This window comes from Paraburkholderia sp. 40 (genome assembly GCF_050434105.1).
Taxonomy (GTDB): Bacteria; Pseudomonadota; Gammaproteobacteria; order Burkholderiales; family Burkholderiaceae; genus Paraburkholderia; species Paraburkholderia tuberum.
In genome coordinates this window covers 1,346,669-1,358,916 of the sequence record NZ_JBNPVY010000004.1, presented here as the reverse complement: position 1 = coordinate 1,358,916, position 12,248 = coordinate 1,346,669, and the positions used below count along the sequence as shown (strand labels likewise).

Annotated in this window: 10 protein-coding genes, 1 tRNA gene and 1 pseudogene; 7 read left to right on the top strand and 5 right to left on the bottom strand. The window is 64.5% G+C overall.

The annotated features are described in order from the left end of the window. Positions 1-8: 8 nt before the first annotated feature. From OKW28_RS27840 to OKW28_RS27830, 3 genes are read left to right on the top strand one after another with little or no spacing between them, the layout of a single operon-like run. The gene (locus OKW28_RS27840; protein ID WP_429450444.1) at positions 9-590 is read left to right on the top strand and encodes a GNAT family N-acetyltransferase; all 582 of its coding nucleotides are present in this window, start codon (positions 9-11) and stop codon (positions 588-590) included. After that, positions 587-1,150: a GNAT family N-acetyltransferase gene (locus OKW28_RS27835; protein ID WP_429450442.1), complete on the top strand. Its 564-nt coding sequence runs from the start codon at positions 587-589 to the stop codon at positions 1,148-1,150. The genes OKW28_RS27840 and OKW28_RS27835 overlap by 4 nt, the downstream gene beginning before the upstream one ends. A 7-nt stretch (positions 1,151-1,157) precedes the next feature. Beyond that, positions 1,158-4,343 carry a multidrug efflux RND transporter permease subunit gene (locus OKW28_RS27830; protein ID WP_429450440.1) on the top strand — a complete coding sequence of 1,062 codons (3,186 nt, stop codon included), beginning with the start codon at positions 1,158-1,160 and terminating at the stop codon, positions 4,341-4,343. Positions 4,344-4,348: 5 nt separating this feature from the next. On the opposite strand, the gene OKW28_RS27825 is transcribed toward OKW28_RS27830, so the two are convergent. Next, entirely contained in the window at positions 4,349-4,507 is a 159-nt protein-coding gene (locus OKW28_RS27825; protein WP_429450438.1) for a GNAT family N-acetyltransferase, read from the bottom strand. Between the two features lie 204 nt (positions 4,508-4,711). Between OKW28_RS27825 and OKW28_RS27820 the strand changes: the two genes are divergently transcribed. Beyond that, positions 4,712-4,788, top strand: a tRNA-Met gene (locus OKW28_RS27820). A 218-nt stretch (positions 4,789-5,006) separates the two neighbouring features. On the opposite strand, the pseudogene OKW28_RS27815 reads toward OKW28_RS27820, so the two are convergent. Beyond that, positions 5,007-5,102 (bottom strand): annotated as a pseudogene (locus OKW28_RS27815) (aspartate racemase); the annotation flags it as partial. Between the two features lie 113 nt (positions 5,103-5,215). Here OKW28_RS27815 and OKW28_RS27810 point away from each other — a divergent pair. Both OKW28_RS27810 and OKW28_RS27805 read left to right on the top strand, forming a co-directional pair. Further along, entirely contained in the window at positions 5,216-6,052 is an 837-nt protein-coding gene (locus tag OKW28_RS27810; RefSeq protein WP_429450436.1) for an RNase A-like domain-containing protein, read from the top strand. 7 nt (positions 6,053-6,059) lie between these two features. After that, positions 6,060-6,350: a contact-dependent growth inhibition system immunity protein gene (locus OKW28_RS27805; protein WP_429450434.1), complete on the top strand. Its 291-nt coding sequence runs from the start codon at positions 6,060-6,062 to the stop codon at positions 6,348-6,350. Positions 6,351-6,511: 161 nt separating this feature from the next. Here OKW28_RS27805 and OKW28_RS27800 read toward each other — a convergent pair whose 3' ends face one another. After that, a complete protein-coding gene (locus OKW28_RS27800) occupies positions 6,512-7,210 on the bottom strand; it encodes an aspartate/glutamate racemase family protein (protein ID WP_184057359.1) in 699 nt (232 codons plus the stop codon). A gap of 163 nt (positions 7,211-7,373) precedes the next feature. On the opposite strand from OKW28_RS27800, the gene OKW28_RS27795 reads away from it, so the two are divergent. Next, on the top strand, positions 7,374-8,675 hold the full coding sequence (locus OKW28_RS27795) for an amidohydrolase family protein (RefSeq protein ID WP_184057358.1): 1,302 nt from the start codon (positions 7,374-7,376) through the stop codon (positions 8,673-8,675). A gap of 130 nt (positions 8,676-8,805) precedes the next feature. Here OKW28_RS27795 and OKW28_RS27790 read toward each other — a convergent pair whose 3' ends face one another. Both OKW28_RS27790 and folD read right to left on the bottom strand, forming a co-directional pair. Continuing rightward, a complete protein-coding gene (locus OKW28_RS27790; protein ID WP_429450432.1) occupies positions 8,806-10,911 on the bottom strand; it encodes a M3 family metallopeptidase in 2,106 nt (701 codons plus the stop codon). Positions 10,912-11,242: 331 nt separating this feature from the next. Next, complete coding sequence (gene folD, locus OKW28_RS27785) at positions 11,243-12,106, bottom strand: bifunctional methylenetetrahydrofolate dehydrogenase/methenyltetrahydrofolate cyclohydrolase FolD (protein WP_429450431.1); 864 nt, start codon at positions 12,104-12,106, stop codon at positions 11,243-11,245. Between the last annotated feature and the right edge of the window lie 142 nt (positions 12,107-12,248).

Genomic DNA, 12,248 nt, shown 5'->3' with positions numbered 1-12,248 from the left:
CCATAACAATGACAGAACCAAAGACAATATTTGAGAGCACGACACGGTTCGGGGCCGAACCGGTCGAGATCAGCATCAGGCCGCTGCATCCGGACGACGCCGCGCAACTCCACGCGCTGCGTTCATGCCCCGGTGTGATGCGCCAGAACCCGATGCGTCCGTATCCGACCTTGCAGCAGACTCAAGGCTGGCTCGCGAAGCTCGCGGCGCCGTCGATGGCGATTGCAGCGCTGGTGGGCGATACGCTGGTCGGCTCGGCCGATCTGCATCCGGGCGCGCTGCGTCGCGCGCATAGCGGCTGGCTGGGTATCAGCGTGCACGACGACTGGCAGGGCAAGGGCGTCGGCACGCGGCTGATGGCCGAACTGATCGATGCCGCCGACAACTGGTACGGGCTGCGCCGTCTCGAGCTGAACGTGTTCGCCGACAACCATCGCGCGATTGCGCTGTATCGCAAGTTCGGTTTTTCGCACGAAGCGACCTTTCGCGGCGCCGTGCTGCGCGACGGCATGCTGATCGACTCGGTGTTCATGGGCCGCTTACGCGCGCCGATGGGTCATCTGCAAGCGGAAATCGAGGCGGCCGTATGAACGTCTCGTTGAAACCCGACACGGCGCATGTGATTGTCCGCGCCCGCGAAGAGTCCGACCTCGACGCGATCACTTCGTTGATGAACTGCCCCGGCGCGCGGCATGGCACGTTGCAGACGCCGTATCGCTCGAACGCGACGGTTGGGAGCTGGCTCGAAAAAATGCCCGCGAACACGCTCGGACTGTGCGCGGAGGCGGGCGGTCGCGTAGTCGGGATGATCGACGTGTTGCCGCGCATGCACCGGATGGCGCATTGCGCGGGAATCGGTCTCTGCGTGCATGACGATTACGTCGGGCGCGGCGTCGGCACGGCGCTGCTCGCGGCGGCCGTCGAGTGCGCGGATACGCTGCTCGGCCTGCGTCGGCTGGAGTTGACCGTGTTCGTCGACAACCACCGCGCGATCGCTCTGTACCAGCGCTTCGGTTTCGTCGAGGAAGGACGCTCGCCAGCGTTCGCGATGCGCGACGGCAAGCTGGTCGATGCATTCCATATGGCCCGTTTCGCCGATGCGCCGGTGTTCGCTTCGCCGGTCGCGCTCGCACCGAACCTACACGCGTGAGCATGCCTTGGCCGCCTTTTTTATCGACCGACCGGTCTTTGCGTGGATTCTGGCGCTTGCGGTAATCATCGCGGGCGCGCTCGCGTTGACGCAACTGCCGGTCGCGCAATATCCACGACTCGCGCCGCCGCGTATCGTGATCGACGCCGTCTATCCGGGTGCATCGACGGAAGCCGTGGATGCGAACGTTGGCAGCATCATCGAAGAAAGTCTCGACGGTGCCGACGGGATGCTTTACTACGAAACCGGCAGCGACGGCCTCGGCAACCTTGAAATCGCGGCGACCTTCGCGCCCGGCACCAACCCCGATATCGCGATGATGGACGTGCAGAACCGGCTCAAGCAGGTCGAGCCGCGTTTGCCGCAACAGGTGGTGCAGCAGGGTATCAGCGTTTTCAAGGCCGCCAATACGTTCCTGATGCTGGTCGCGCTGACATCCACCGATGGCACGCGCGATTCCGCGCAACTGAGCGATATCCTCAGCCGCGACATCATGCGCGAACTGAAGCGCGCGCCGGGCGTCGGTTCCGCGCAACTGTGGGACGCCGACGAAGCGTTGCGCGTCTGGCTCGATCCGATGAAGCTGCGCGAATTCGGCCTCGCCGCGTCCGACGTCAACGCCGCGATTGCCGCGCAAAACGCGAGCGTCGCGGCAGGCGCACTCGGCGCCGCGCCGCTGGTGGACGGCCAGCAGCTGACCGCGTCGGTGAATGTCAAAGGGCAGTTGCTGTCGCCGGAGGAATTCGGCCAGATCGTGCTGAAAGCGCACCCCGACGGCTCGGCAGTGCGGCTTGCCGACGTCGCGCGGGTCGAGATCGGCCGCGACAACTATACGTTCTGGTCGCGCCTGAACGGCAAGCCGTCGGCGACGGTCGGGATTCAACTCGGGCCGCGCGGCAACGCGCTCGAAACATCGGACGCGATTCGGGCGCGGCTCGCGGAACTGGCGAGCCGTTTGCCACCGGGCGTCGCGGTTCAGGTGCCGTTCGATAGCGCGCGCTTCGTCAACGTTGCGATTCGCGAAGTGCTGATCACGCTGGCCGAGGCGATCTTGCTGGTGTTTCTCGTGATGTGGCTGTTTCTGCGCGATCTGCGCTACGCGCTGGTGCCGACAGTGGTGATTCCGGTCACGCTGATGGGTGCGTTTGTCACGATGTACGCATTCGGCTTGTCGATCAACGTGTTCACGATGTTCGGCCTCGTGCTGGCGATCGGCATTCTGGTCGACGACGCGATCGTGGTGGTCGAGAGCGTGCATCGCGTGATGGACGAAGAGGGCATGGCGCCGCGCGACGCGACATTGAAAGCGATGAAACAGATCGGCAGTGCGATCGTCGGCGTGACGGCGGTGCTGACCGCCGTGTTCGTGCCGATGGCGTTCTTTCCTGGCGGCGTCGGTGGGATTTACCGGCAGTTCGCGGTCGCGATGATTGCGTCGATGCTGGTGTCGTCTTTCATGGCGCTTTCGTTGACGCCCGCGTTGTGCGCGAACCTGCTGAGCGCGCCTGCGCAATCGGTCCGTCAGCGTGACGCGCGACGCGGTTTGCGTGGCGTTGCCGCCCGCCTCTCGACGCGTTTCGAACAGGGCTTTGATCGCGCGTCGCGCGCCTACCGGGCCATGACGGCCGCCGCGATGCGCCGGGTCGGGCCGCTGCTCGCGGTGTATGCCGTATTGCTGCTGCTGTGCGGCGCGTTGTACTGGCGGATGCCGGGCGGCTTCCTGCCCGTCGAAGACCAGGGCCAGCTGCAGGTGATGATCCAGTTGCCGGCCGGCGCGACGCAGGCGCGCACGCTCGCCGTCGTCGAAAAGACCGAGTCGATTTTGCGCATGCAAACGGCGGTGGCGAACGTGACAAGCGTGATCGGCTGGAGTTTCGAGGGCAGCGGACAGAACGTAGCGATGTCATTCGTCACGCTGAAAGACTGGCGCCAGCGCGGCGTTGATGCGATGACGCTGCGCGACACGTTGAACCGGTCGTTCAGCCGGATTCTCGACGGCAACGTGCAGGCGCAATTGCCGCCGTCGGTGCCGGGCGTCGGGCATTCGGACGGCTTCACGTTCCGGCTCGAAGATCGCGGCGGCTTGGGCCGCGACGCGTTGAAGGCCGCCCGCGACCAGCTTGCCGAGCGCGCGAAGGCCGATCCGTCGCTGACGTCGATTCATTTCGAGGATCTGCCCGACGCGCCGCGTATCGAACTCGACGTGGACCGCGCGAAGGCGTACGCGCTCGGTGTATCGTTCGACCGGATTGCGGACGTGTTCGGCAGCACCTTTGGCTCGTACTACGTCGACGATTTTCCGGCGGGTGGCCGGATGCGCCGCGTACTGGTGGCGGGCGATGCGTCGACGCGGATGACGGAAACCGATCTGCTGGCGTTGTCGGTGCCGAACCAGTCGGGCGCGATGGTGCCGCTGTCGTCGGTTGCGACGCGCCGCTGGACCATCGGGCCAGTCGCATTGACGCGCTACAACGGCTATCCGTCGCTCGATCTGAACGGCCGTGCGGCGAGCGGTGTCAGTTCGGGGGCGGCGATGGAGGCGATGGAGCGGCTCGCGGCGAGCTTGCCTGCGGGCATCGCGTTCGACTGGGTCGATGCGGCGCGCGAAGAACGCGCGGCGGCGCGGCTGACGCCGTTGCTGCTCGGACTGTCGCTGCTGGCGGTGTTCATGGCGCTGGCCGCGCTATACGAAAGCTGGACGATTCCGCTCGCGGTGTTGATGGTCGTACCGCTTGGCGTAGTCGGCGCCATTGCGGCGATGCTGATGCGCGGCATGCCGAACGACGTCTACTTCAAGGTTGGGATGATCACAGTGATCGGCTTGTCCGCGAAAAACGCGATCTTGATCGTGCAATTCGCGCGCGACCTGAGCCTACGCGGCGTGCCGCTGACGCGCGCGGTGATACGCGCGGCGGGCGCGCGATTTCGCCCGATCGTGATGACGTCGTCGGCGTTCCTGCTGGGCGTCGTGCCGCTGGTGCTGGCGAGCGGCGGCGGTGCGGAAAGCCGCCGGTCGATCGGTACGGGCGTGTTCGGCGGCGTCGTGACGGCGACCTTGCTCGGGCTGGTGTTTGCGCCGGTCGCGTTTCAGGCTGTGGCGGTGGTCGCGCAGCACGGGCCGCGCGGCGCGCTGCGGCGCTTGCATGGCTATCGGCGTCAGTCGCGCGAGTTGATTCGCGATGTCAGCACATGATCGGCTCACGCGCCGTCGATCTTCAGATACGCACGCGCGAGGCCTTCGTTTTCGAAGCCGAGCCGCTCGAGGAGTCGCGTGCTGCGCAGATTGTCGGGCCGGTAATTCGCCATTACGCGATGCCGTTGCAGCGTGCTAATGACGTGGTCGATTGCGTTGCTCAACCCTTCGCGCGAAGCCGCGACCTTCGAAGCGCCGGGATACCGAGAACCTGAGATGACACGCCTGGAAGGATGCGAGACCAAAGATAGAGCGCGCGCGACGCATCGCGCCGCGCGAATGTGCCGCTTGCTCGATCGCACTCGATATGTATTTCGCGCCAACATTTGACGTTGTGTCAGCGATCCGATATACTCTTTTTTCTCTGACGCGGGGTGGAGCAGTCTGGCAGCTCGTCGGGCTCATAACCCGAAGGTCGTAGGTTCAAATCCTACCCCCGCAACCAAAGCATTGTTGAAAGCCCGCATCGCGCAAGCCATGCGGGCTTTTTGACTTTCGGCGCTACGTTTTGCTTGTGGCGCTCGCTGCGTATGCTGCGCGCGTGAATAGGCAACACGATTCGCGCGGGATCGAGGCCTCGATCCCATCGTCACTCTCCTCCAATCGCCCACTGCAGCGCCGCCTCGTCATGCAACGCGGCGGTATCGAAGCCGGGCAGCACTGAATCTTCCGGCTCGTGTTCGTCGCGAGAATCATGAGATCGGCGCCGCTGCGTTCGAGTTGGCGCGCGGCGTTGGCCATCCGTTCGCCGAGCGCGAGTCAGTATCCGAATCTTCGTTGACCGATGGGACGCAAGAATCATCCATCGCCCATATCCGATGTCTAAGCCGACGGTTAGCGTGGTCGTCCCAACGACCAGGAGTAGGTTTCAGATGTCATATGAACAGGATTCAGACAGCGTGCGCGTGGTGCTGAGCGCCCCGCAGCTGTCGGCCGTGCTGGCTCGCCACTCGATTAGCCCCACCGAAATGCTTTCCAACCGTCTGTGGGGCGGTTTGCAGGTTGTCGGCGGGGTGCTTGAAATGGCTGGAGCGGCAGCGCTGTGCGTGTTGCCCGAACCGACGATGGCAAGCAAGGCCGGATGTGTAGTGTTCGGGGCGCATGGTTCGGACACGGCCGCGGCGGGCCTGCGTCAGGTCTGGACAGGGCGCGATACCGCCACCTTGACTCAGCACGGCACGGCGAAGCTGGCAGAGGCGATGCGGGTCAGCCCTGACAGGGCAGACCAGATCGGCCTGTCTATCGATATGGCCGTGCCGTTCGGCTTTGCTGGCTCGATCAAGGCAGCACGTGCGGCCAGCGTTACGATGGGCCGGATCCATCTGCAAATGCACGAGGCGAAAGCGCTCAATCCAAGGCTCGGAGGGCACACGCTCCAGAAGCATGTTGGTAAGAACGAAGCATGGCTCAGGGAGCGGCTGAAACGCGAGTCCGGGCGAGACATCGTGTCGTCATTTACAAATCTCGAGCAGGCCGAACGTGCCATTTCTGAAGCAGTGGATGCCAATGCTGGAAGAATCAGGACGTGGGCGCAGTCTTCGACTCGAAGCGCGACGATCATGGTAACCAAAGTCGTCTCAGGCGACATTGGATATGGAGTGACGCGGGAAACAGGCACACTCACGCGCATGAACCAGGTGTTCGTCGTCCTGAAATACGAAACCTATAACGGCATGCCATATTACGTCCTTACCGCCTACCTTGAATGAGAAATCAATGAGTTACTCCGAGCGCTATCCAGCAATGGAGCATATTTTTAATGTGTATTTCGGCCAGGACTTCGACCTGTTCGGGGAGAACGTGCAAGAAATTATCGCGTGTTACAAGAAAGACAGCCCTTACGATTATGAAAATTTGATTCGCGAAATTGACTCGTTCAGGAGCGAACATCCGAGTGACCTGGACGCCACTTTCAAACAGGTGTTCAGGAGGGGGTTTCGTCCCGAAGGCTGGGGCTACACAACCGCCTCTTTTCTCGACGAGATCCAGCGCGTTCTGAGCGAATGATCGGCTTTTTGCCAGTTGCGGACAGTCCCGTGCGGTCCGACGTCTATGCACGGGACGTTCTCAGTGTCGATCTATCGCTTTCGACTCGCGCCTTCTCTCACCGACAAAGGGAGGCGAATCTGTTTTCCTTCCGGCGCAAAAGCAGAGCCCCGCGCCCATTTTCACTCCGCCCCGATCGCCCACTCCACCGCCGCCTGCGCATGCAACGCAGTGGTATCGAACACCGGCAGCACCGAATCTTCCGGCTTGATCAGCAGCGTGATCTCGGTGCAGCCGAGTATCACCGCCTGCGCGCCACGCGCGGCCAGATGCTCGATCACGCGTTGATAAACCTTGCGCGACGCGTCGGCCACGTTACCGTGGCATAGCTCGTCGTAAATGATGCGGTGCACGTCCGCGCGTTCGTCCTCATCAGGCACGAGCGTGTCGAGTCCATAGCGCTCGCGCAGCCGGCCCATATAGAACGTCTGCTCCATCGTGTAGCGCGTGCCGAGCAGGCCCACCCGCTCGACGCCCGCCGCGCGCAGCGCCGCGCCCGTCGGATCGGCGATGTGCAGGAACGGCACCGTGATTGCCTGCTCGATCGATTCGCACACGCGATGCATCGTGTTCGTCGCAAGAATCACGAGATCGGCGCCGCCGCGTTCGAGCTGGCGCGCGGCGTCGGCCATCTGTTCGCCGAGCGCGTGCCAGTCGCCGGCGCGCTGGTTCGCCTCGATCGACGCGAAATCGACGGTCAGCAGAAGACTGCGCGCGTTGTGATGGCCGCCGAGCCGCGCCTTCGCGTGTCGGTTCAGCAGCCGGTAATACTCGGTGGACGACTCCCAGCTCATTCCGCCGATCACGCCGATCGTTTTCATCTGTACGCTCCGTCAGTGCATGGCCGAAACGGCGAGTATAGGCGCGTCGCATCGCGCGCAGCCGGTACGGATTTCGGCCTGCGCGCCGGTACGCATCGGTGCCCGCATTATTCTGGCGCCGATAGAATCGTAGCGAGTCCGAATGCGATCAACCGGAGCGAACATGGATCTGATCATCCGCCACGCGACGCTGCCGCGCAGTGCCGCCCAGCTGTCCCCGCATCACCAGTCCCCAGTCGACATCGGCATCGACGCGGGCCGTATCGTCGCCATCGAGCCGAACCTGGCCGCGAGCGCGCGCGACGAAATCGACGCGGCCGGTTCGCTCGTCACGCCGCCGTTCGTCGACCCGCATTTCCATATGGACGCGACGCTGTCGTACGGTTTGCCGCGCGTGAACGCGTCGGGCACGCTGCTCGAAGGCATCGCGCTATGGGGCGAGCTGAAGCCCGAGCTCACGCAGCAAGCGTTGATCGAACGCGCGATGCAGTATTGCGATTGGGCGGTCGCGCGCGGCCTGCTCGCGATCCGCAGCCACGTCGACGTGTGCGATCCGCGTCTGCTCGCGGTCGAGGCATTGCTCGAAGTGAAGCGCCGCGTCGCGCCGTATCTCGATCTGCAATTGGTTGCCTTCCCGCAAGACGGTCTGCTGCGCAGCGCCGGTGCGTTCGATAATCTGAAGCGCGCGATCGACATGGGCGTCGACGTGGTCGGCGGCATTCCGCATTTCGAGCGGACGATGGCCGACGGCGCGCAGTCGGTGCGCATGCTGTGCGAGTACGCGGCCGAAAAGGGCCTGCGCGTCGACATGCATTGCGACGAATCGGACGATCCGCTATCGCGCCACATCGAAACGCTCGCGGCCGAAACGCACCGGCTCGGCCTGCACGGACGTGTCGCCGGTTCGCACCTGACGTCGATGCATTCGATGGACAACTACTACGTGAGCAAGCTGTTGCCGTTGATTCGCGAGTCGGGCGTCGCGGCGATCGCGAATCCGCTGATCAACATCACGCTGCAAGGCCGCAGCGACACGTACCCGAAACGGCGCGGCATGACGCGGGTGCCGGAGATGCTGGCCGCGGGCATCACGGTCGCGTTCGGCCACGACTGCGTGATGGACCCGTGGTACAGCCTCGGTTCGGCCGACATGCTCGAAGTCGCGCAGATGGGCCTGCATGTTGCGCAGATGACCAGCGTCGACGGCATGCACGCCTGTTTCGACGCGGTGACCGTGAACGCGGCGCGCATTCTCGGTCTGGAAGACTATGGCATCGCGCCCGGATGCGCGGCCAATCTCGTCGTGCTCGATGCGCGCGACGAGCTCGAGGCGATCCGTCTGCGCGCCGCGCGGCTCGTGGTGGTGAGCCGGGGCAGGGTGGTCGGCCGCGCGCCGGCCGCGAGCGTGTCGTTATCGCTCGAAGGGCGGCCTGAGCAGGTCGATTTCAAGCTCCATCGCGCGTAGCGACGTATCTCGCGCATCAATGACAAACCGGCGGCCTGCGCGAGCAGACCGCCGGTTTTTCTACCGGCATCGTTCATTCAGCGCCATCGCATCCAGGCCGAACGAACGATCATCGCGACGTTTCAATCGCTCAGCGCGCGGCACCCGGCGCCATGCCGTTATGCCGCAGCAGCGCATCGATATTCGGCTCGCGGCCACGGAACGCCTTGAACGATTCCATCGCCGGACGGCTGCCGCCCACTTCGAGAATCTCGCGACGATAGCGCATGCCGGTCGTCTGATCGAGCACGCTGCCCGCCGCTTGCGCGGCTTCCTCGAACGCAGCATACGCGTCGGCCGACAGCACTTCGGCCCACTTGTAGCTGTAGTAGCCGGCCGCGTAACCGCCCGCGAAAATATGGCTGAACGTATTCGGCCAGCGCGAGAACGGCGCTTGCGGCACGACGTGGAAGCGTTCGTTGATTTCGCGCGCGAGTTCGTTGGCGCTCTTCGCGCCGTTCGAGTCGAAGCCGGTATGCAGTTGCATGTCGAACATCGAGAACACGATCTGCCGCAGCGTGCCGAGGCCGCTCTGGAAGTTCTTCGCGGCGAGCATCTTGTCGAACAGCTCGCGCGGCAGCGGCTTCGCGGTATCGACGTGCGAGGTCATGTCGGACAGCACGTCCCACTCCCAGCAGAAGTTCTCCATGAACTGCGAAGGCAGCTCGACCGCATCCCATTCGACGCCGTTGATGCCCGACACGCCGAGCTCATCGACGCGTGTGAGCATGTGATGCAAGCCGTGGCCGAACTCATGGAACAGCGTGATCACTTCGTCGTGCGTGAAGCAGGCGGGCTTGCCGCCGACCGGCGCCGAGAAATTACAGGTCAGATACGCGACCGGCGTTTGCACCGCGCCATGCGCGAGCTTGTGACGACCGCGCGCATCATCCATCCAGGCGCCGCCGCGCTTGCCTTCGCGTGCATACAGGTCGAGATAGAACTGCGCGACGAGGCCGCCGTCCTGATTCTCGACGCGGAAGAAGCGCACGTCCGGATGCCAGACGGCCGCTTCGTCGCGGCGGATGCGCACGCCAAACAGCGTCTCGGTGACCTTGAACAGGCCCTTGAACACCGCGTCTTCCGGGAAGTACTGCTTCACTTCGTTTTCCGAGAACGAATAGCGCTTCTGGCGCAGGCGCTCGGCGGCGAACGTCATGTCCCACGGCTGCAGATCGGTCATGCCGAGTTCGCTCGCGGCAAATTCGCGCAGCTCTTTCCAGTCCCGCTCGGCATGCGGACGCGCGCGCGTCGCGAGGTCTTCGAGGAAGGCCATTACCTGCGCCGGCGATTCGGCCATCTTCGGCGCGAGCGAGACTTCGGCGAAATTGCCGTAGCCGAGCATCTGCGCTTCTTCAGCGCGCAGCTTCAGTTCGTCGGCGAGCACCAGGGTGTTGTCCCACTCGGTCTTGCCGTTGCCGTATTGCGCGCCGAGCTCGGACGCGCGCGTCACATAGGCGCGATACATCGCTTCGCGCATCGGACGGTTTTCCGAGTACTGCATGACCGGGAAATAAGACGGGAAGTGCAGCGTGAACTTGTAGCCAGTCTTGCCGTCTCGCTCGCCGGCTTCCTTCGCGGTTTCGATCACGTCTTCGGGCAGTCCCGCCAGTTGCGTTTCGTTGCCCGCATCGACGATGTACGCATACGCGTTGGTCGCATCGAGCACGTGATCCGAAAACGCCTTCGACAGCGCCGCCTGGCGCTCCTGCAATTCGGCGAAACGCGGCTTCTGGTCTTCCGGCAACTCGGCGCCCGACAGACGGAAATCACGCAGCGCGTTGCTGAGGATCTTCTTGCGTTCGCCGTTCAGCGATGCGAATTCGTCGCTGGCGTTCAGTGCCTTGTACTTCTCGTAAAGCGCGAGATTCTGGCCGACGCTCGACCAGAACTCGGTCACGCGCGGCAGGTTTTCGCCGTACACGGCGCGTAGCTCGGGCGTATCGGCGACGGCATTGAGATGACCGATCACGCTCCACGCGCGCGACAGCGGCTCGGTGGCGCGCTCGACCGGTTCGACGACGTCGGCCCACGACGCGGGCGTGGCCGGCAGCGCGGCACGCTCGACGGCGGCCGCCGCGTCTGCGAGCAGCACGTCGAGGGCGGGCGTCACGTGTTCGGGTCGGATGGAGCCAAAGCGCGGCAGATCGGAAAAATCGAGGAGCGGGTTGTCTTGATGCGTGGCGGTAGTGGACATAAGGCTTCCTGTCTGACGCGGGTGAAGGGGGCGGTGCGGCGCTCGCGCGTGCCGTCTCGTGCTGGGTCGCTCGACGCCCGGCGCCCGGCGCATGGCGCATGGCGGCACCGGCTACGGACATTATTGGGGCGGGGGCGCCGATTCCAATCCATCGGCTGACAAATTAACAGATGTTGCGGCGCGTTGGGCGCGCGTTGGGGCAGGGCGTGGGCCGTGGGATCCGGCGACGCGGTAAGGAGGTGGTGGTTCTGCGAGAGAGAAGGGCGGGTGATGACCCGGTGGACGAGACGGATGACTCGCCTCACTCCGCCTCGCGCTCACCGCCCGGCGGTTATGCCTTGGCCGCGCCCGCCTCGCGCTCGGCCGCTTCGATCGTGTTGACGAGCAGCATCGTGATCGTCATCGGGCCGACGCCGCCCGGCACCGGCGTGATATGGCCGGCCACTTCCTTGACACCCGCGAAGTCGACGTCGCCGCACAGCTTGCCGGCGTCGTCGCGATTCATGCCGACGTCGATCACGGTCGCGCCCGGCTTCACCATGTCCGCGGTCAGGATGTTGCGCAGACCGGTCGCGGCGACCACGACGTCGGCGTTGCGCGTGTGCGCAGCCAGATCGCGCGTCTTGCTGTGGCAGATCGTGACGGTCGCGCCCGCTTCGAGCAGCAGCAGCGCCATCGGCTTGCCGACGATGTTCGAGCGGCCGATCACGACCGCGTTCGCGCCCTTCAGATCGATGCCGTAGGCCGCGAACATCTTCATCACGCCGTACGGCGTGCACGGACGGAACAGCGGCTGACCCGTCATCAGCGCGCCCGCATTGGCGACGTGGAAACCGTCGACGTCCTTCTCGGGCGCGATCGCCTCGATCACCTTGTGGCTGTCGATGTGCTTCGGCAGCGGCAGCTGCACGAGAATGCCGTGGATGGCCGGATCGCGATTCAGCTCGTCGATGCGCGCGAGCAGGTCGGCTTCGGGCAGATCGGCCGGATAGCGGTCAAACGACGAGCCGAGGCCGTTGTCGTGGCAGGCCTTCACCTTGTTGCGCACATACACTTCGCTGGCCGGATTGTCGCCGACCAGAATCACGGCGAGGCCCGGCTGATGGCCGCGGGCGGTCAGGGCGGCGGCGCGCGCCGCGACGTCGGCGCGCAGGGTCTTGGAGAGGGCGAGGCCGTCGATCAGTTTGGCAGTCATGGTCGGTCGAACGTTGGGTCGAGATTGGGATCGGGAATCAGGTCGGGACAGACGGTTTGGCAGGCGGGGCGAAGCGCTCGCGCGGAGGGGCGCGCGACGGCGTGCTTCGGCTGGCTGACGGAGCCCCGTCGCCCTGCGACAG

Bases quoted from the DNA above. Each gene is read 5' to 3' on its own strand.
- OKW28_RS27800 (WP_184057359.1), bottom strand. From the start codon at position 7,210: ATGAAAACGATCGGCGTGATCGGCGGAATGAGCTGGGAGTCGTCCACC.
- OKW28_RS27805 (WP_429450434.1), top strand. From the start codon at position 6,060: ATGAGTTACTCCGAGCGCTATCCAGCAATGGAGCATATTTTTAATGTG.
- OKW28_RS27790 (WP_429450432.1), bottom strand. From the start codon at position 10,911: ATGTCCACTACCGCCACGCATCAAGACAACCCGCTCCTCGATTTTTCC.
- OKW28_RS27840 (WP_429450444.1), top strand. From the start codon at position 9: ATGACAGAACCAAAGACAATATTTGAGAGCACGACACGGTTCGGGGCC.
- OKW28_RS27795 (WP_184057358.1), top strand. From the start codon at position 7,374: ATGGATCTGATCATCCGCCACGCGACGCTGCCGCGCAGTGCCGCCCAG.
- OKW28_RS27835 (WP_429450442.1), top strand. From the start codon at position 587: ATGAACGTCTCGTTGAAACCCGACACGGCGCATGTGATTGTCCGCGCC.
- folD (WP_429450431.1), bottom strand. From the start codon at position 12,106: ATGACTGCCAAACTGATCGACGGCCTCGCCCTCTCCAAGACCCTGCGC.
- OKW28_RS27810 (WP_429450436.1), top strand. From the start codon at position 5,216: ATGTCATATGAACAGGATTCAGACAGCGTGCGCGTGGTGCTGAGCGCC.